Source organism: Psychrobacter sp. VH5, from assembly GCF_050572635.1.
In the GTDB taxonomy this organism is placed as follows: domain Bacteria; phylum Pseudomonadota; class Gammaproteobacteria; order Pseudomonadales; family Moraxellaceae; genus Psychrobacter; species Psychrobacter celer.
This window is the reverse complement of the sequence record NZ_CP192145.1, coordinates 1,676,052-1,695,754: the sequence shown is the minus strand read 5'-3', so window position 1 is coordinate 1,695,754 and position 19,703 is coordinate 1,676,052. Positions and strand designations below refer to the sequence as shown.

Sequence of the window (19,703 nt, the reverse complement as noted above, 5' to 3'; positions counted from 1 at the left end):
TCATCACTCACGTTCTTTATATCCTTTTATCTAGGGGAACTATTTAGGCTGACTTTTGCTGCTGTTGTATCAAATCCCACCAGTTAGACAAGGTTGGATTGCGTGCAATCTCTTCAAAACCAATATCAACGCCATATCCTTTAAACTCGGCGGCAAGCTGCATGATCCTAAGCGAGTCTAACCCGTAGACAATTAAATTCTCCTCAGGGTCGATCTCTTCCTCTTCCTCAATGAACTGCTCAACTCGGGTATGAAGCCACTGTTTGGTGGTCTTGTCCGTTTTTGCCCCAACGATCGCCTCGGTATTTAGCACTTGACCACAACGCGAAGACACATACTGTAATGCCATGCGATGCTCCGCTTCTGAGAAGTCAGCAACCGCATCACCGACTAAGAAGCATTGAATGTCACTCATAAACGCATCTATAGCGGTCACCATACAGCCAATATGGGCATAAACCCCGCCCACAATAAGCTGGTCACGGTTCCAGCCTTGCATACGCGCCTGCAAGTCTGAGCGGGCAAACGCGCTGTAGCGCCACTTGGTCAAGACGGTATCTGTGTCAGCTGGGGTGAGCGGATCGACAATGGGTTGCTGATCGGCTGTCGATGCTGGCAAGCCTTCGCCCCACATGGCATTGAGTAGGGCGCGGTCTTCCTCTGGCTGCTCATAAGGCTGGGCGGTATATACCACAGGGACGCCATTGTCATAAGCCCATTGGCGCAGGCGTGTTAAATGCTGGATCAAGGTATTGATAAGTGTACTGTCCGTCTCATAAAAATTAATAAAATAACGCTGCATGTCATGGATTAGAAGTACGGCTCGTTTGGCATCGAGTTGCCAATTTACTTTATTGGCGGGGTAGCTTTCAGGCTGCGGCATGGGGTAGTCGGAGAGGGGTTTGATGGTCATACAAGGCTCGCTATTGAATTTGAAAGTATTGGGATGGTCATAAAATCATTAAAGTAATTGAAGAGTACGCAGGGCTTTTTTGTCGGTTTTGCCCACGGCGGTTAAGGGCATAGACTCAATAAACTTGAAACGATCAGGGATTTTGTACTGAGCAATACCTGTGTTTAGTAAATAACGCCGTAGCGTTGATGCTTTGATATTAGGGTCACGAGAGATGATGTAGAGGCAGCTTTTTTCACCAAGTCGCGGGTCGGTGATGGCGATGAGCGCGGCGTTTAACACATCAGGATGCGCAAGAATGAGGTTTTCAATTTCCTCAGAAGCGATCTTTTCCCCGCCACGATTGATCTGGTCTTTGACGCGCCCCACAACGCGCAAATTGCCCTCAGGGGTGCGCTGTACCAAATCGCCAGAGGCATAGTAGCCATTCTTATCAAATGCGTTGGCATTGTGCTCAGGGCTTTGGTAATATCCGCAAAAAGTGTAAGGCCCGCGGGTGGTCAGCATGCCCACCTCACCCTCTGGGACAGGATTGCCTTGCTCATCAACAATTATCACCTCATCATCTGGACTTATCGGTCGCCCTTGGCTAGTGAATATTTGCTCATCAGCATCATCCAAGCGAGTGTAATTCACCAGTCCCTCAGCCATACCAAAAACCTGCTGTAAAGCACAGCCAAATACTATAGGCACTTTTCGTGCGAGCGTCTCAGAGAAATTTGCCCCGCCGACCTGTATCAGCTGCAAGGTTTTCAGCTGTGCTGCATGTTTGGGCGCTTGCTCTATCCACGCCACGACCGCACTTGGTACTAGTGACGCCATAGTGACCCCATAACGCGCAATGATTGAAAAGCATTTTAAGGGCTCAGGATCAGGTGCCATAACGACTGTGCCTCCTGCATACAGCACGCCAAGCGCGCCAGGAGAGCTCATCATAAAATTGTGCGGTGCCGGTAGCGCGCAAAGCAGCCGCGTATCAGTATCCAGTCTGCAAATATCAGCACTCGCTCTGACACTATAGTAATAGTCGTTGTGTGTACGCGGGATTAGCTTGGGCGTGCCCGTACTACCGCCGGACAACTGAAAAAAAGCCACCTCATCGGCGGGGGTAGGCGAGTAGAGCACAGGATGCGCATCGTCAGCATCCACCATATCGCTGGCTGCTATCCATGTCTCCAGTCTGTATTTACTTGCCGTATTTGCAGCGTCATTCAGGGTTAAGACAAGCTGCGGGCTCAGATCAGTAGCATGAAGCTCATTAATAAAGTCATCGTCTTTAAACACCTCGTGAGTCGCTGACACGATAAGTAACTGTGGTTTAATTTGCTGACAAAAGCTACGTAGCTCATGCTGCCGATGGGAATAAAGCGCATTTAAGGGAACGACACCTATTTTTAATAGCGCAAAAAAAACAATATAAAATTCAGCCGTGTTGGGCAGCTGCACCAAGGCGGTGTCTCCTTTGCCAATACCTTGAGCGCTGATGCGATGGGCTAGATGGGTAGATAAGTCATCTAACGCTTGATAGCTGAGCTGACGATCACCGCAGATCAGCGCCGTCGCTTTAGGGTCGCTGGCATAGCGCTGAGACAGGATATGTGTCAGTGGTTCATTGATCCAATAGCCTTGGGTTATATAGTGCTGCGCTCTGTTTTTTGGCCAAGGATAAAATTTAATAAGCGGTTTAATCATATTGTCAAAACCTTAGCGAAACGGTGCTACGTCATAGTGAAAAAAAATATCAGGGCAATAAAACAACAATCATCAATTATTGTTTGTAAATGTTAATGCTAATGATTATCATTTGTGATACAGTGCCTCATATATATTATTTTGTCAACTGAGTAAGCACATCATGAGTGAATTAACTCCCATGCAAGCAGCCTGCTGGTTTGGTCGTATCAGCGAATCTGAGTTTTTAGGTGGGGTGGCTGCCCATCTTTATGTTGAATTTGATGGGCAATCAATTGATTTACAAAAGCTAGAGTCGGCCTTACAGCATATGCATTTGAAGCACTCTATCTTGAGAATGCGCCTCAGCTCAGATGGCATTGCTACTATTGCTGCATCTGCACCAAAAACCCTGCTTGAAATTGATGATTTAAGCGTGCTAACTCCCCAAAAACAAATACAGTATTTGCAAGATAAACGTGAGCAATGGACGCACCAGCAGCTGGATCTGACCAGTGGTCAAACGGCAAGGTACTCCATCAGTCTGCTCAATCAATCAAACTTTCGTTTGCATATTGACACAGATATGATCGCGGTCGATCCCTCCAGCTTTTGTCAGTTGATAGAGGAGTTGGCGGCGTGTTATCAAGGCATAGTCACCACTGCTACGCCTGTTGTCTGCTTTTTTGATTGGCATGAAGCCATGCAAGCAGATGCAAGCATCAAGCAGCGCCATCATAGAGACAAAGCATGGTGGCGGGCGCGTCTTCCAGATATCGCCCCAATGCCCTCATTGCCAGTGAGTAATAACGCAGCAAAAACGGCGCAGAGTCATTGTCTCAGTGAGCAGCTGACAAGCGTAGAATACCAAGCGTTACGGCAGCTGGCACGTCAGCGAAAAATCACTTTTTCTAGCATGATGCTTGGTTTGTTTGCTTTTGCCTTGTGTCAGGCCACCCAAGATACTTTCTTTAGGCTCAATGTTCCAACCTTTTGGCGCGCGCCTGTGGTAGAGAATATTGACCAGTGTATTGGCGATTTTTCTAATTTTGTCATTGTCAATATAGACACAGCGGCAGCCAAAACCTTGGGTACGCTTTGTCAAGATGTGGCTGATCAAATGATTGAGCTGCTAGACCATACCCATTATGCGGGTGTCAATATCATGAGAGATTTATCTCGCTATCATGGTGCTGCCCAGCAGACGCCTGTGGTGTTTACTGCCGCTTTGGATTTACCACAAGGGGTGCTGTTTTCTGAAAGTGTCAAACAAGCTTTTGGTGAAATGACATGGACAACATCTCAAGGTCCGCAGGTTGCCTTGGATGCTCAGGTGGTACGTGTGGAGAATGGCGTACTGGTGAATTGGGACATACGTCTAGACACATTACCACTGGCATGGGTCACTGCGCTGTTTCACTCATTTATCGGCTTACTGAGAGAAGTCGGTCAAAATCCTGCTGTTCTGGATATGATGTTTAATCAACTGCCCAAAGGCATTATTTATCAACCTGAGCAGCCAGCCGATCACAAAACCATAATGACTGACGAGCAGCCATTGTCCGCGATACAAGAAGCCTATCTACTTGGTCGTACGACGCAGCTACCGCTTGGCGGCGTTGCCATGCAGGAGTTTCGTGAATACTATGGTCGTATGGATATGGCTGTGCTCAAGCAGCGCTTGACGGATATTGTTAAGCGGCATGAGAGTCTGCGCACTCATATCAATGTGACCACATTGACTCAGTATGTGTGTCATGATCTCTGTATCAATCTACAAGAGATTGATCTGCACCACCTCTCAGCTCAAGAAGCCACTACCTATCTACAGTCTTATCGAGAGACGTATACGCACCAGATGTTTGATTTGCAGGGCGCGCCTTGGAACATCACGGCTTTTCATTTAACAGATGGCTTTTTGCGCCTCTTTATGCGTTTTGATGCGCTCATTCTTGATGGCCGTGCGATCGCGTCTTTAATGCTTGAGCTGTTGGCAGCGCCGTCTACCACCACATATATGACGATGCCCACTGTGACAACAGACACGCCTGCTACAGCTGAATCTAAAGCGGCGTCTCGTGCAGTGGATATGGCTTATTGGGTACAAAAGCTGTCTGTCGTTACCAATGTGCCTGCATTGCCATGGATCAGACCATTAAATGAGCTGGGCGCTGCCCATTTTGTGCGCCGCAGTTTGGTCGTACCAGCAGATACGTTTCGGCAATTGGGGAAGATTGGGGCAAAACAAGGGCTGTTTAAAAACTCTGTGATTATGGCGCTTATCCTAGAGCTGCTCTCACAAGTGCAGACACAAGTGCAGGTACAGCAATCCATCGTGGTTGCGGTGCCTGTTTTACCCTTATACACAGGGACGCTAGTCAATAACTCCACGTTTATAGCGGTTGAGTGGGCAGTTGGTACAAAAAACTTCATTCAGCAAGCTTCAAGTTTGCAAGTCGATGTGCTCGAAAGCTTACAGCATTTGTCATTTTCAGGAGTAGATTTGGCGCGATTGCTCTTTGAAAAATTCAATGCCGCACCTGTGTTGCCTATCGTGATTACCAATGGTTTGTCTTGGCCAGTTCTTACAGCAGATACGCCAATGCGTTTAGAGCGTGGATTAACCCAAACGCCGCAGGTCGCGATTGACATTCGCTTTACCACCCAGCGTGATGGCGCGCTCGTGTTTGATATCGATCATGTGCCCAAAGCCATTGCCACCAAGACCATTGACTGCTTGTTGCAGGCTATCGATACCGCGATACATCAAATGGTTGCCTCACAAGCCTTTCACTTTGATGTCTCGTCATATCTGCCTGTCGCTACAGAGCAAAACGCTGATGTGACTACCACGTTTTGTCAGCAAGCCCTATTTGATATTTACTTGGATACCATCGGTCAGGTGAGTGATACCCCTGTCGATAAAACCATGAATTTTATGACCATTGGTCTGCGTCCTCAGCACCTCAAAACCATCTCAAAGCGCCTTTATGATACTTATGCCGTGCAGCTCTCGCCAGCGCAGCTACTGCATTGCCGCGATGTGACCGAGGTGCAGCGGCTCTTAAAGACTGGGTAGCACGCGCAACAAAGCGCTGCAAAAGAGACATGCCGCTGCTTAAAAATCAGCACTATTGAATATTGGAATCGTTTGACATTAAGGGTTTATGCACAATGAATAAAAAAATTGCCGACATTATTGGTATTGGACCCTTTAATTTGGGCTTGGCGGCATTGCTCTTAGAGCATCATACTATTCAGGCGAAGTTTTTAGAGCGTAAGCACGAGTTTCAGTGGCATAAAGGACTGCTTTTGTCTGGTGCGACGCTGCAAGTTCCTTTTTTTGCCGATCTTGTCACGATGGCAGATCCATGTCATAGGCTGAGCTATTTAAACTATTTGCATCAGCATGACCGCTTATACCAGTTTTATTACTATGAGCACTTTTTAATCCCGCGCGTTGAATACAATCACTATTGCCGCTGGGCCGCCACGCAGTTACCCAGCTGCCATTTTGGTGAGCATGTTGACAATGTCACTTATGATGCCAAGCAAGATCACTTTGTCGTCGACAGTACATCAGCATCAGGAGGAAAAACACAAGGAGAGAAAAAACAGTATCGCAGCACCAATCTGGCCATTAGTATTGGTACAAGACCAAATATACCCAAATGGCTGTCCGAAAGTAATCATCCCTTGGTCAAGCATGCGGCAGAGTTTGCCTCCTTACAACAAGCCTTAGCGCAATGCCAAAAAGTGACCGTCGTTGGTTCAGGACAAAGTGCGGCTGAATGTGTACTGGCACTGCTAAGATCATTGACGCCTACGAAAGTTGCCGCAGGGGCGGGCGTTCGCTGGATCAGCCGCTCAGCAGGCTTTCATCCTATGGAATCCTCAAAGCTTGGTCAAGAGTGCTTTACACCCGCTTATATGCAGTACTTCCAAAGCCTGTCTCGAGAAAAACGCCGTGACATCTCAGGGAATCAAGGGCTGTTATATAAAGGAATCAGCTACTCAACCATCGCCGATATATATGATCTGCTGTATGAGCGTTCCATCGGTGGCAAGCCTACGGGTTTATCACTACATCCCAACTGCGAAGTAGAAGCTATTGCAAAAAATGTCCAATCAGGGGCGCTTGAGATCAAGTGTTTGCACACGCAACTAGCGCAGCGCTTTGCCCTAGAGACAGACGCCGTGATTGCTGCTGTCGGTTATGTGCATGACTGGCCACAATGGCTGACGCAATTAAAAGGGTCGGTACTGGCAACGGATAGTAATGAGGATTTTATAGTGCAAGAAGACTTTACGGCACTTAGGTGTGATGCAGGTTTGGGACGAATATTTATACAAAATTCAGAAATATTCCAACAAGGGGTCGGTTCTCCAGATTTGGGTATTGGTGCCAATCGCAATGCAGTGATTATCAATCAGTTATTGGGTCGCGAGGCGTATCGCATTGCGAGCGGCACGGCTTTTCAAACGTATGGTATTCCTGAAGATGCGCTCTTAGATCGGTGATGACGCTTAGGGTATGTTGATCAAGATAAAGAAGTAAACCACTTATGTGTTTGGTGGTGAATCAATGGGGGTGCTGTCTTACTGACGATAAGCACAGTTTTTTTTCTGTTTTTTATTATAAGTATAGTGGGGCATGTCTGTATCGGTCTGATGATGCCGATAAGATGTGTTAAAACAGCTGAATTTTGTTAGACGGTGCCAAACATCTGCTAAGTATGGCTATATTTACAGCGATATTTTTGTCGTTGATGACAATAGCTGTCGTTTGGCGCATCACTAACACTGCTTTGTTACCACTGACGCTTATGAGTGAAACTCTATTCTCAAGCGCAGCAGATTTTTCATGATATTTAGGTTATCGGTTTTATTTGCCACGTTATGTCTGGCCTCTCTTATGATTGGCACCAAACAGATAATGTGGTCGGAATTATTTTCTTTTTCTACGGACGCATGGCTGACGCTCACGGCCAGTCGTATACCACGGCTGATTGCGCTGATACTGACAGGGGTAGGGCTGTCAGTCAGTGGCGTTATTTTGCAGCATATCGTGCGTAACAAATTTGTTGAGCCTGCAACGTCAGGGGGAATGGATGCCGCCAAACTTGGCATTTTAGTGTCACTGACGATGATTCCTAATGCGAGTACGGGCAGTAAGATGATGTTTGCGCTGGGCTTTTGTTTTGCTGCGAGTCTGATTTTTATTTATATCATCAGTCGCATTCAGCTTAAGCGTTCTGTGCTGATTCCTGTGCTTGGCTTGATGTATGGCAGTGTGCTCAGCGCCATCGCTGAGTTTTATGCCTACCAACACAATATTTTGCAAAGTATGCAAGGCTGGTTATTGGGGGACTTTTCGCGGGTGGTTCAAGGTCACTATGAGCTGATTTATATTATCTTGCCCATTATCATTCTCGCTTATGTCTACGCGCATCGCTTTACGGTGGTCGGTATGGGTGAGGAGATGGCGGCCAGTTTGGGGCTAAGTTATGTCACTACTGCCGCTTTGGGTCTCATACTGGTGTCAGTGACCGTCGCCGCGTCAGTCATCACCATCGGAGCGATACCTTTTGTGGGGTTGGTCGTACCCAATTTGGTGGCACTAAAGTATGGAGAAAACCTGTCGCGAACGCTGCCCATTGTGGCGCTAGGCGGTGCATGTCTGCTGCTGCTGTGTGATGTGTTTGGCAGGCTGGTGATTTATCCTTTTGAGGTGCCTATTGGTCTTACGGCAGGCGGGCTTGGTGGCGTGGTTTTCCTCATGCTGATTATGAGGGGTGTCAGATGACGGTAACCACAAAGTTTCGGACGATGTTTGTATTGATTATCGTTTTGGCGCTTATCTTTTTATTCATTGGTTCAGGTTTGGATTTTGATTATTTGATTCCTAAGCGCTTGATTCGCTTGGTCACCATTATTTTGGGTAGTGTTTGCTTGGCTTTTTCAGCCATCATTTTTCAGACGATTGTGGGCAATCGGATTTTAGCGCCTTCGATCATGGGATACGAAGCGGTTTATCTATTGTTTCAAGTGCTATTGCTCTTTTTGATGGGCACACAAGGGCTATTGTTTTTGGGGGTGAGCGGCAACTTTATAGTCTCTATCGCGTTGATGCTGGCGTATTCGTGGGCACTGCACCACTGGCTGTTTCCACGCTGTAAAAACGATGTTTACACCTTGCTGTTATTTGGCTTGGTACTGACCATGGTCATTGGCACGGTGACTCAGTTTATTCAATTGCGTATCAGCCCGGGCGAGTTTTCTGTTTTTCAGGGTTTGAGTTATACCTCATTCAATCGCTCTCAGCCTGAGACGTTGTTTTATGGAGTGCTTGCGGTTACAACCGCGCTGTGGGTTGGTCGCAAAACCTTGCCGATATTAGATGTACTGGCTTTGGGTTGTGAGCAGGCACAGTCCCTTGGGGTGAGTCATACCAAGTATGTTAAACGATATTTAGCACTCATTGCTATTTTGGTGGCAGTATCCACAAGCTTGATTGGCCCGACGGTATTTATGGGGGTGTTTGTTGCCAATATCGCGTATGTGCTTGCAGGTAGTAACCGTCATAAGGTCACGTTACCAATGGCCTGCGCCATTACGATTGCTATCTTTTTAGTGGCTCAGATTTTTGTTGAGCATGTCTTTAATTACAAAACCAGCGTCAGTATTCTTGTCAACCTTGTGGGTGGGATTTATTTTCTAGCGCTGACGGTTCGTACTAGAGGGTTTACATGATTACGATTAACAATGTGTATAAAAGCTATGGCAACAAAAGTGTGCTCTCTCAGATCAGTTTGGCTTTTCCTAAAGGCGGAGTGACCTCTTTGATTGGCCCTAATGGGGCTGGAAAATCCACGCTATTGATGGTGATGGCCAGACTGTTAGAACCAAGTGGCGGTGAGGTTTTATTGGAAGGTCGTAACATTAGTGATATTCGCACCTCTGAGTACGCTCATCACGTCGCCACTCTGCGTCAGTCGCCCGGGTTCAATCTGCGCTTAACGGTGGAGGAGCTGATTTCGTTTGGGCGCTTTCCCTATAGCCGCGGCGTATTGACGGCAGAAGACCATCGTATCATTGATGAGGCGATTGAGTTTTTGGCGTTAGCGCCCTTGCGCCATGCTTATTTGGATGAATTGAGTGGTGGTCAACGGCAGATGGCTTTTTTGGCAATGACCATCGCTCAGCAGACGGATGTGTTGTTACTGGATGAGCCTTTGAATAATTTGGATATGAAGCATGCGGTACGCATTATGCAAGCGCTACGGCGTTTATGTGATGAACAGGGTAGGACAGTTATTTTGGTGATTCACGATATCAATTTTGCGGCCAATTATTCAGATCATATCGTAGCATTAAAAAATGGGACACTGAGTTTTAGTGGCTCATCTGAGCAGGTGGTGACAGAAAGCAACTTAAGCGAGTTGTATGATCTTGAGTTTGAGATTATTTGTAGTGAGCGTGGTTGTTTGTGCAATTACTTTAATTTATCAGGAGTGAGTATATGAATGTAAGAAAACAAGGTTGGGTGTGGATGCTTGCCATCATGGCATCTATGCCTCTACAAGGCTGTGAAAAAACATCTCACGAGCCTGCAGCGTCGCAGACGCTAAAGACGCCCATCACCATCGAGCATGAACTTGGTACGACCGTGCTCGATCATCGTCCGCAGCGGGTTGCTGTGCTCGATATGAACGAAGCTGACTTTCTAGACCAGCTTGGTGTACCGATTGCAGGTATGGTCAAAGACTACGTGCCACATTTTTTGGCTCAATACAAACAAAATGCGGATATAGAGGATCTGGGCGCCATTGTTCAGCCCAATATGGAACGCATATATGCGCTACATCCTGACCTTATTTTGATGACTCCGCTACATGCAGCAAACTATCAAGAGCTGTCTGAGATTGCACCAACGCTACACTTCGATGTGAGTTTTAATGACAGTCAGGCGCATCATGTCAAAAATGTTGAAAATCACTTATTAGCCTTGGGTAAGATTTTTGATAAAGAAGCATTGGCAAAAGAGCAGGTCGCGCAGCTAGAAGCAAGAGTGCAAGACGTACAAGCAGTAACAAAAAATCGCCCAGAAAAAGCGCTGGTGGTACTGCATAACAATGGGGCTTTTAGTAATTTTGGCGTGCATTCTCGCTATGGTTTTATCTTTAATGACTTAGGTGTCAAGCCAGCAAGCACACTTGACGATACCAGCCTGCACGGTCAGCCTATTTCTAGTGAGTTTATACAGCAAGCAGATCCTGACATCATCTATATCGTCGACCGTACTGCGGTTATGGAGCATCGCGCGACCATCAGCCCTGATGACGTGAGCAATCCGTTACTGCGTCAAACCAAAGCATGGAAAAACGGCCACGTTGTGTTTGTTGATGCCGATGCATGGTATATCACTGCAGCCAGTCCGACCTCGTTGAACATTATGATGGATGATGTGTTAAAGGGTTATCAGACGACCTCTTAAAGACATCAATGTATCACGGATACTATCGTTGATCTAATTTAAGAGTAGTACAAGGCAACTGAGTACAGATGTATATGTCATATTTCAAGCGAGGTTAACGCTGTAACGCTTTTATAGTGGATTGACTATATCAGATAATTAGTATTGCCAAGAAAGGCAGGCTAGTTGCTCAATCGAAGCTAAAATAAGTTATTTTTTAGCTTCTTTATGTAAATAGTTATCATTTGTATTTTTATTATCATTATTTTTTATTAACTTAATACTTATTTGTTTATCAAAACGACAGGATATCGCTATGTCTCAACTTCAACAACATTCAAGCCAACACCCCAACGTCAAGCAATCTTTCACAGAGCACAAACCATTTTTTGTTCTCAATTATTTTGTCTCAGCAAAACTGGCACTTTTATGTGGGGCAGCTGCTGGTACTGTATTTTTGGGCATGCCCGCCGCTTATGCCCAGACCAACGGTACGCCAGTCAGTAGTACACAAGCCACTGATATGACCATTACTGCACAAAACCAGAGCACAGAAGCGGATCAAGACCTACCAACGGTCACACTACCAGCAATCACGGTTGAAGCTGACGTTGAGGAGAACTCTAACTATGCTGGCGGGCAGGTGACATACACCAATAATATGGGATTTTTGGGTAATAAAGACTTTTTAGACACGCCATTTAGTGCCATCAGTTACACCGATAAATTCATCGCTGACCAACAAGCGGTAGATATTACCGATGTTATTGCTGCAACGGATCCCGCTGTTTATACCAGCGGTGCCAGTGGAGAGAGTCTTGAAAGTTATTATATTCGTGGTTTTGCGTCGAGTAGTAATGATGTGACCGTCAATGGATTGACTGGTATGGCACCTTACTATCGTAGCTCACCTGAAATGTTTGAGCGTGTTGAGGTGCTTAAAGGTCCATCAGCAATGCTCAATGGCATGTCTCCCAACGGCTCTATCGGCGGTTCTGTCAACCTAGTCACCAAACGAGCAGGGGATGAGCCGCTGACACAGCTGACCACTAGATATCTATCAGACTCACAACTGGGCGCGCATGTCGATATAGGTCGCCGCTTTGGTGAAGACAAGCAATTTGGTTTTCGTGTAAATGGGGCTTATAGAGAGGGTGATAGCGCCGTTGATGATCAAGAAAAGCAAGCGCAATCAGCAGCTATTGCACTGGACTGGCGCGGTGAGCGTGCACGAGTATCCGCCGACCTTTATACGACAACAGACCATGTGGATGGGCCGACTCGAGGAGTTACATTAGCATCAGGTGTTGATATTCCTAGTGTTCCAGATCCAGATACATTATTAAATCCCAGTTGGGCCTATTTTGAGACTCAAACCAAAGGGGCCATAGGACGCGCTGAATTTGATATCAATGACCAATTGACAACGTATGCCTCCATGGGGGTAACCAAATGGAATTATGACGGACTCAGTGCAGATAATGCTCAGATATCTAATACTGATGGAGATATCAGTACCACCGTTGGATACGTGGGTGACGACAACGAAAGAAAGTCGTTCGAAGTCGGCCTAAATGGTAATTTCCAAACGGGTAGTATTGATCACCAAATAGCAGTCAATGCCACTCGCTATGAAGAGGAATACAATTTATATGCGGCAAGATTCCGTGGTGTCAGTGTTGATACCAATATCTACGACCCTATGTGGGGATCCAGACCTGACTTAGATCTAAATCCGCCCCTTTTAACTGCGACAGACACAGAATTGACCAGTTATGGCATTGCAGACACGTTATCGTTTGATCAGGATAAATATCAACTCACCTTGGGGGCTCGCTATCAACAGCTAAAAACAGAACAAACAGGCGGCTTGTTATCAACAGGTACGAAATATGATGAAAATGCCATAACGCCGTCAGGGGCGCTAGTAGTAAAGATAACCGACCAGACATCTTTGTATGCAAATTATATAGAAGGGTTGAGTAAGGGCGCTACAGCACCAACAGATGCAGAAAATGCTGGCGAGATATTTGCGCCTTATAAAACCAAACAAAAAGAAGTCGGTATAAAAATCGATCTTGGTAATTTCTCTCATACCTTAAGTGCTTATGAAATCGAAAAACCGAACAGTTATACAGATACCGACACCAATATTTTTTCTTATGCTGGCGCTCAGCGTAATCGAGGCGTGGAGTGGGGGTTTTTTGGCTCGCCTGCTGAAAATGTACGATTAATGGGCGGTATTAGCTATATTGATGCTAAGTTAACTGAAATGAATGATGGGGTCAATGAGGGTAAACAAGCGGCTGGTGTACCAAAGTGGCAATCTAAAGTCGGCGTAGAGTGGGATTTACCTTTGGTAGAAAATTTGACGCTAACCGCAAATGCAAATGCGGTATCTAAACAATACCTAGAAAATGACAATATTCAATCATTACCAGGTCGCACTATATATGATGTGGGTGCGCGCTATTTGACTTCTGTTAATGACAAACCACTAACACTGCGCGGTAGTGTCGAAAACGTGATGAATAAGGCCTATTGGACAACGGCACATTACAACGATTTGGCCATAGGTGGACCGCGTACATTCTTGCTATCAGCAACGATGGATTTTTGATTTGAGCCGAAGGTTTTCGACATTGTATAACTGCTGAAGACTCAGCCCTGCGTGCTATATAAGTAATATAGCCAAGTCTATATAAATCCGCTACATCGTCATCCTCGCTAAGCATACTAATGTATCGCTTGCACTCGGTTTCCTTGTATCGAAATGATATTGAACTGACTATAGCATGTAGGGTTTTTTTGATCTATGAAGTCAAGATTAATCTAACTAATGTGTAGGTATTATGCCGCTACAAACCATGAGACTGCAAAGATTCAATAGTTATCAGCGCAAACCTATCTTTATAAGATTATAGTTTTATGAAATTATTACCACATATACCTTATTTAACATAATATACATTATGCGAAAACAAACCAATGCTTTTAATAGGTTGCCGATAAGCTTTTTATACATACTGATTCGACGATTTTACTTACGTTACTTTCTATTGATGCTCCCAGCAAATCATCAATCCGTCACCAAACCAATCCATTACCATACTTTTCTCAAACTAACGGCAAGCTTTTAGCAAATGCTCACGCAGCGATTTTCCTTGATCAGTTAATATCACGTCCGCCACTTGGCAATTTTTATTATCACAAGTCAAATCATAATAGACATCGCCGCCTTGTGCCAAGCTAACTTTAACCAGCCCTTTATCGGTGATAGCAAACTGCTTGTCTTGCTGATAATCAGGATCCTGTGAGTTCCATAGTACATCGTAACCCACATGACAAGACATTTGCGCTGTCTCAAAATATGTTTGTTCTAACTGCATAGCGTTTTGCAGCGCTGTATTGGCGTATTGTTGCAGGACAACTGGATTATCCATCCCTTCATTACGGATGTCTTGCTCATACATCTGGCGAATGGTTTGTAGTTTTTGCGCGTTATATATCTGCGCGCCTGTTGTCGTATTACTCTTTGTAACATTACTTGCTGCATGAGCAAACGTCGCAAATCCTGTCGCGAGCGATATCAGTATGGGTATCAATGGTTTAATAATCTGCATGGGTCAATTTACCCTATTTTTTTACACAAATAGATATTAACCATTACATCACACTCATATGAGGACTGTGCTGTCTTATCGTATCATTCAGGTTGAGATGATTAGCAATTGTCGCTTTGCATACTCCCAGTAATGGCTATCATAAGGACATAATATGACCCTATTTGCAGCATTAAAGCCCCCTTATTTTTCGATAATGACAAGTGGTATGTTCGCCTTTGTATTGGCAGCAACAGGCTGTCAATCCTCAGCTGAGTCCACTATAAATGCATCGGCGCAATCCACCAACACCCCCGTAACCACGGACATGAGCCAACAAACGCTCAAACAGCAAGCGTTACGCATCCAGCGTGCACTTGCCAATAACGACTATGCCAGAATCACCAAAGACATTCATCCTACCCGTGGTGTGCGTTTCTCCATGTATGCCTATGTGCGCCCTGAGTCCGATAAGGTCTTTAGCCGTGAACAGTATGCTCAGTATTTGCAGCAGTCCAAAATCCGCTTTACTTGGGGTGAACGTGACGGCACTGGTGAGCCATTAATTATACCGCTACCAGAGTACCTAAACACTTGGGTAAAGGCCAAAACCTTTAATGACGCTACCCTTAGCATCAATGAGTTTCAAAAAAGTGGCAATAGCATCAATAACCTAAATAAAATATATCAAAACTCTGATGTCGTTGAGTTTTACTATAAAGGTAGTGATGAATACAGCGGTTTAGACTGGCGGGTGTTGCGCTTGGTGTTTGATGACTATCAAGGTAAGCGTTATCTGGTAGCCGTTATCACTGACCAGTGGACGACTTAGTGCATTTATACGCAAATAGTGGCTAAAACAGCAGAATGTTGACATGTTGACGCTCAACCATGATGCCCTGCCCTTTTTTGCTGTCTTTATACCATATATTCGTATTTATAAATATAAAAGACTATGTTATTGCTTATTTTTCAAGTATTTCAGTTTAGCGTTAATAATACCTTGTTATCCCGTGTTGGGCGTATCTCGAGGCGGATAACCAAAATACTGTTTATAAATGCGAGAAAAGTAACTTTGGTCGCCATAGCCGACCCTATAAGCGACTTCTTCAATGGTGACATAGCTCTTTGATTTTAAAATATGATTGGCCTGCTTTAAGCGCAGCATCTTGACCCATTCCGAAAAGCTATAAGGCAAGCTGGCAAAGAGTTTGTGCAAGTATCTAATAGAAATATGACAAGCTGCAGCGACGGTGTTTGGGCTCAAATCAGGGTTTGCTAAATTTAAATTCACATAATGCTCGATACGTTTGAGATGCACAGACTGTATCGCTGACATCTCACTCATCATCACCTCTTTGGGTGCACTCAATGTCAAAACAATCAGGTTTAGCAGCTTGGCATGCTACAAAAATCCCAAAAACTTATTGGGCTGCCGAATTTATGCGTGTTTTGCTGTTTATATTAACATTGATATGATGAGTACATCTATGACTGACGGTTTTGCTATAAAGACTACAGCGGTGTTTGCTGAAAAAACTTCACCATAATGTCATAAATATCAGGATACGCATCGAATAGCTTTTGCGGGGTCTCAAAAAACACCTCGCTAAGCACTGCAAAAAACTCCGCTGGATTGGTCGCACCATAGCGATCCAGTCCTGACTTGCGATGATTTTGAAAATCTTCAAAATCACGGCTCATAATTTTCGTCCAGCGCGCCGGATCCATATCAGGGTGCATGGGCGGAAATCCGTTGGCGCGGCCATTTAACATATCGAGCTTATGCACAAACTCATGAATGACCACATTGTGACCGTCACACTCGCCTGAGTGCTTGGCATCCTTCCATGACAGTATCACAGGCCCACGCTGCCACGCCTCTCCGCTTCGATGCTGCTGGCCCTCATGAACGATACCGAACTCATCAACAGTGGTACTCTCACTTTTATATGAGCCGTGGTAGATGATGACTGAAGACCAGCCTTTATACCATTCCAGCCCTAAATTTAGAATCGGTAGGCAAGCTTGCAAGGCAATAGACAGTCTGACTTTATCGGTAATCTCAAAGCCCTGCGCGCCGGTAATCGACTTTTCATCTAAGAATAACGTCGCCAGCTCAAACAGACGGCTCCTTTCGTCCTCATTTAGTCTATCAAGTATCACAATGCGCTTGGCAGCTTGCCGCCAATCAGCCTTGGTAAACTCACTATTGTCTAGTATGCGCTGCTCACGCCAGTCTTTTATCATGCCAAACATGGTTGTTCCTTAACGTTAAACGATATGCAATGATGATAATACTGCGCCAATTAACGCTATATCAATAAAAACGGTGCAGTTTGGCTGGTCTTTGATGTTGCCACATCCTCAGGTATACCTTGAGCAACGACTTGCCCGCCTGCATCCCCTGCTCCCGGCCCAATATCGATAATCCAGTCGCTATTGCTGGCCACTTGCATATCGTGTTCAACCATAATGACGGTATTGCCTGCCTCGACGAGCGCATCTAATTGCGCCATCAGCATCGACACATCGGCAGGATGTAAGCCAGTGGTCGGCTCATCAAGGATATAAAGCGTATCGCCACGCTGGGTACGTTGTAGCTCGGTGGCAAGCTTGATACGCTGCGCCTCGCCGCCCGACAGTTCAGTTGCTGGCTGCCCCAGACGCAAGTAGCCAAGACCAACTTGCAAGAGAGCATCTAAAGCACGTAATATCGAGGCTTCTCCATCAAAAAACGTATAAGCAGATTCTACCGTGAGATCCAGCACTTCAGCGATGTTTTTATCTCGGTAAGTAATCGCCAGCGTGTCATTATCATAGCGCTGACCATGACAGACTTGGCAAGGCGCATAAACACTCGGCAAAAATAGCAGCTCAACACTGACAAACCCTAGGCCTTCACAGTTGGGGCAACGACCCTTTGGTGTGTTAAAGGAAAAACGTCCCGCATCATAACCGCATGCTTTGGCCTCCGCCGTTGCCGCAAATAATTTACGGACATCATCGAACAGCCCTGTATAGGTGGCAAGGTTTGAGCGCGGCGTACGGCCAATGGCTTTTTGATTTATATCAATAAGGCGGCTGACTTTGTCCATACCAGCAATGATTTGGCCTTTAGTGACCGTCTCAAACTCCTGCTCTAGTAAATCCGCTTCATCAGTTGCAGCTTGGGTAACCACTTCTTTCCCTAAGGCTTCATTAACTAACTCAACCAGCGCCTGACTGACCAAGCTTGATTTACCTGATCCCGATACGCCAGTGACACAAGTCATCACCCCTAGCGGAAACGCAATACTTAACCCTTGGATGTTGTTACGCTCTATATCAGCAAGCTTTAGCCAAGCGCTAGGTTTTCTAAGCGGTTTTTTGTGCGCCGTCTCTTTATCGGTAAAGAGATATTGTGCGGTTGTTGATTCAGTGACCTGACGCAAACCCTCTACAGGGCCGCTATAGACAATTTCGCCGCCATGCGTGCCAGCCTTGGGTCCGACATCGACTACCCAATCGGCATGGCGAATAACGCTCACATCATGCTCGACGACAAACACTGAATTGCCAGCGGCGATAAGCTCATCCAATGCCCCCAACAGTGCTTGCGTATCGGCAGGATGCAAGCCTGCGGATGGCTCATCAAGCACATACACCACACCAAACAGCTGCGAGCGTATTTGCGTCGCTAATCGCAATCGCTGTAGCTCACCAGGCGATAGTGTTGGCGTGGTGCGCTCAAGCGACAAGTAACCCAAGCCCAGTCTCGTTAGTGCTTCAACACGCGCTAATATATCGCTAGCAATGCGCTGTGAGACGATGGCTTTTTCACGGTTGGGGGTGTCATCTTCGATTTTTGTATGCGCTGTTTTTTCCAGCGTCAATGCCAAATCGGTTAAGGTAAGCTGTGACAGCTCGCCGATATCCAGCCCTGCAAACTTTACTGATAGCGATTCTTTTTTGAGTTTTTTACCGTGGCACTCTGGGCATACAGAGATTTGCATAAACTGCGAGACGCGTTTTTTGACCCGTGGACTTTGCGTGGTGGTAAAGGCATTTAGGATAAAGTTTTTGGCGCTGATATATGTTCCCATATAATTGGGCTTTTCTCCTTTTTCAATCGCAGCACGCGTCTGCGCCACATCGTATTCAGGATAGACCGGGACCGTTGGCGTCTCATCGGTAAACAAAATCCAGTCGCGAGACTTTTTGGACAATTTGTGCCACGGCGTATCGATATCATAGCCAAGCGTGGTTAATATTCGGCTTAGGTTTTGTCCTTGCCAAGCGCCAGGCCACGATGCAATCGCCCGCTCACGAATGGACTTGCTACCATCAGGCACCATCAACTCTTCGGTCACATCAAACACTCGGCCAATACCCGAACATCTTGGGCAAGCACCATCTGGCGTATTGGGCGAGAATGCATCGGCGTAGAGCATGTCTTGATCTGCTGGGTACTCGCCAGCTCGTGAGTACAACATCCGCAAGCCGTTTGATATGGTCGTGACACTACCAACGGAGGAGCGTACAGAAGGCGTGCCCCGCTGCTGCTGTAAGGCGACTGCGGGAGGCAGGCCTTCTATGGCATCGACATCTGGCTCGTCCACTTGATCGATCAGACGCCTTGCATACGGCGACACCGAATCCAGATAACGCCGCTGTGATTCGGCGAACAAAGTCCCAAACGCCAGCGATGACTTCCCTGAGCCTGATATACCCGTAAACACCACCAGCGCATCACGTGGCAAATCAACATCGACGTTTTTTAGATTATGCACACGTGCGCCGCGGACTTGAACGTGGCTGTTTGGTTGCTTGTTTCGCTGGTGATTGGGAGCGCTATAAGGGTCGTGGGAGTTTTTGTTATTGTACTTGGCCATACCACAGTCTTTCCTGTTAACTCATTATTATTATAAGGTTTGATTACCGAGAGGTTAACACACCTTGGCTGTAGGCTAGAGCTAAGCTTACGTATTCATAGCATAGAGAGACAAAACGATAACTTTATACCTAAATGACATAAAAAGAGCGTGTTAAGAAAATATCT

At 45.9% G+C, this 19,703-nt stretch carries 13 protein-coding genes and 1 pseudogene; 8 read left to right on the top strand and 6 right to left on the bottom strand.

Translation table 11 applies throughout. The features are described 5' to 3' along the window. Nucleotides 1-43: 43 nt before the first annotated feature. Together ACNFVB_RS07170 and ACNFVB_RS07165 are read right to left on the bottom strand one after the other, a co-directional pair. Nucleotides 44-913 (bottom strand): isochorismatase family protein, encoded by an 870-nt coding sequence (locus ACNFVB_RS07170; protein ID WP_430737017.1) that lies wholly within the window; start codon nucleotides 911-913, stop codon nucleotides 44-46. A gap of 48 nt (nucleotides 914-961) precedes the next feature. Next, nucleotides 962-2,605 carry a (2,3-dihydroxybenzoyl)adenylate synthase gene (locus ACNFVB_RS07165; protein WP_430737016.1) on the bottom strand — a complete coding sequence of 548 codons (1,644 nt, stop codon included), beginning with the start codon at nucleotides 2,603-2,605 and terminating at the stop codon, nucleotides 962-964. 89 nt (nucleotides 2,606-2,694) lie between these two features. On the opposite strand from ACNFVB_RS07165, the pseudogene ACNFVB_RS07160 reads away from it, so the two are divergent. The 7 genes and pseudogenes from ACNFVB_RS07160 to ACNFVB_RS07130 all read left to right on the top strand — a co-directional run bounded on the left by ACNFVB_RS07160 (nucleotide 2,695) and on the right by ACNFVB_RS07130 (nucleotide 13,680). Next, a pseudogene (locus ACNFVB_RS07160) lies at nucleotides 2,695-5,663 on the top strand (condensation domain-containing protein). A gap of 95 nt (nucleotides 5,664-5,758) precedes the next feature. Further along, nucleotides 5,759-7,105, top strand: a complete 1,347-nt coding sequence (gene basC, locus ACNFVB_RS07155; RefSeq protein WP_430737015.1) for a putative histamine N-monooxygenase — start codon at nucleotides 5,759-5,761, stop codon at nucleotides 7,103-7,105. Between the two features lie 343 nt (nucleotides 7,106-7,448). After that, nucleotides 7,449-8,390: an ABC transporter permease gene (locus tag ACNFVB_RS07150; protein WP_348548393.1), complete on the top strand. Its 942-nt coding sequence runs from the start codon at nucleotides 7,449-7,451 to the stop codon at nucleotides 8,388-8,390. A 23-nt stretch (nucleotides 8,391-8,413) separates the two neighbouring features. Beyond that, entirely contained in the window at nucleotides 8,414-9,337 is a 924-nt protein-coding gene (locus ACNFVB_RS07145; protein ID WP_430738488.1) for an iron chelate uptake ABC transporter family permease subunit, read from the top strand. Beyond that, nucleotides 9,334-10,110 (top strand): iron ABC transporter ATP-binding protein, encoded by a 777-nt coding sequence (locus ACNFVB_RS07140; RefSeq protein ID WP_348548395.1) that lies wholly within the window; start codon nucleotides 9,334-9,336, stop codon nucleotides 10,108-10,110. Before ACNFVB_RS07145 ends, ACNFVB_RS07140 begins: the two co-directional genes overlap by 4 nt. Further along, nucleotides 10,107-11,081, top strand: a complete 975-nt coding sequence (locus ACNFVB_RS07135) for a siderophore ABC transporter substrate-binding protein (RefSeq protein ID WP_430737014.1) — start codon at nucleotides 10,107-10,109, stop codon at nucleotides 11,079-11,081. The genes ACNFVB_RS07140 and ACNFVB_RS07135 overlap by 4 nt, the downstream gene beginning before the upstream one ends. Before the next feature lie 295 nt (nucleotides 11,082-11,376). Then, entirely contained in the window at nucleotides 11,377-13,680 is a 2,304-nt protein-coding gene (locus ACNFVB_RS07130) for a TonB-dependent receptor (protein ID WP_430737013.1), read from the top strand. Between the two features lie 502 nt (nucleotides 13,681-14,182). Here the strand turns inward: ACNFVB_RS07130 and ACNFVB_RS07125 are convergent. Continuing rightward, complete coding sequence (locus ACNFVB_RS07125; protein ID WP_430737012.1) at nucleotides 14,183-14,683, bottom strand: hypothetical protein; 501 nt, start codon at nucleotides 14,681-14,683, stop codon at nucleotides 14,183-14,185. Nucleotides 14,684-14,837: 154 nt separating this feature from the next. Between ACNFVB_RS07125 and ACNFVB_RS07120 the strand changes: the two genes are divergently transcribed. Beyond that, nucleotides 14,838-15,494, top strand: coding sequence for a hypothetical protein (locus ACNFVB_RS07120; protein WP_430737011.1), 657 nt, complete (start codon nucleotides 14,838-14,840; stop codon nucleotides 15,492-15,494). A gap of 174 nt (nucleotides 15,495-15,668) precedes the next feature. Here the strand turns inward: ACNFVB_RS07120 and ACNFVB_RS07115 are convergent, their stop codons facing one another. The 3 genes from ACNFVB_RS07115 to uvrA form a co-directional block, all read right to left on the bottom strand. Further along, a complete protein-coding gene (locus ACNFVB_RS07115) occupies nucleotides 15,669-16,034 on the bottom strand; it encodes a helix-turn-helix transcriptional regulator (protein WP_430737010.1) in 366 nt (121 codons plus the stop codon). A 143-nt stretch (nucleotides 16,035-16,177) separates the two neighbouring features. After that, nucleotides 16,178-16,921 carry a zinc-dependent peptidase gene (locus tag ACNFVB_RS07110; RefSeq protein ID WP_430737009.1) on the bottom strand — a complete coding sequence of 248 codons (744 nt, stop codon included), beginning with the start codon at nucleotides 16,919-16,921 and terminating at the stop codon, nucleotides 16,178-16,180. A 56-nt stretch (nucleotides 16,922-16,977) separates the two neighbouring features. Beyond that, entirely contained in the window at nucleotides 16,978-19,536 is a 2,559-nt protein-coding gene (uvrA, locus tag ACNFVB_RS07105; protein ID WP_430737008.1) for an excinuclease ABC subunit UvrA, read from the bottom strand. Nucleotides 19,537-19,703: the final 167 nt, after the last annotated feature.

Coding starts and splice junctions, on each gene's coding strand:
- ACNFVB_RS07170 (WP_430737017.1), bottom strand. CDS start 913: ATGACCATCAAACCCCTCTCCGACTACCCCATGCCGCAGCCTGAAAGC.
- ACNFVB_RS07165 (WP_430737016.1), bottom strand. CDS start 2,605: ATGATTAAACCGCTTATTAAATTTTATCCTTGGCCAAAAAACAGAGCG.
- basC (WP_430737015.1), top strand. CDS start 5,759: ATGAATAAAAAAATTGCCGACATTATTGGTATTGGACCCTTTAATTTG.
- ACNFVB_RS07150 (WP_348548393.1), top strand. CDS start 7,449: ATGATATTTAGGTTATCGGTTTTATTTGCCACGTTATGTCTGGCCTCT.
- ACNFVB_RS07145 (WP_430738488.1), top strand. CDS start 8,414: ATGTTTGTATTGATTATCGTTTTGGCGCTTATCTTTTTATTCATTGGT.
- ACNFVB_RS07140 (WP_348548395.1), top strand. CDS start 9,334: ATGATTACGATTAACAATGTGTATAAAAGCTATGGCAACAAAAGTGTG.
- ACNFVB_RS07135 (WP_430737014.1), top strand. CDS start 10,107: ATGAATGTAAGAAAACAAGGTTGGGTGTGGATGCTTGCCATCATGGCA.
- ACNFVB_RS07130 (WP_430737013.1), top strand. CDS start 11,377: ATGTCTCAACTTCAACAACATTCAAGCCAACACCCCAACGTCAAGCAA.
- ACNFVB_RS07125 (WP_430737012.1), bottom strand. CDS start 14,683: ATGCAGATTATTAAACCATTGATACCCATACTGATATCGCTCGCGACA.
- ACNFVB_RS07120 (WP_430737011.1), top strand. CDS start 14,838: ATGACCCTATTTGCAGCATTAAAGCCCCCTTATTTTTCGATAATGACA.
- ACNFVB_RS07110 (WP_430737009.1), bottom strand. CDS start 16,921: ATGTTTGGCATGATAAAAGACTGGCGTGAGCAGCGCATACTAGACAAT.
- uvrA (WP_430737008.1), bottom strand. CDS start 19,536: ATGGCCAAGTACAATAACAAAAACTCCCACGACCCTTATAGCGCTCCC.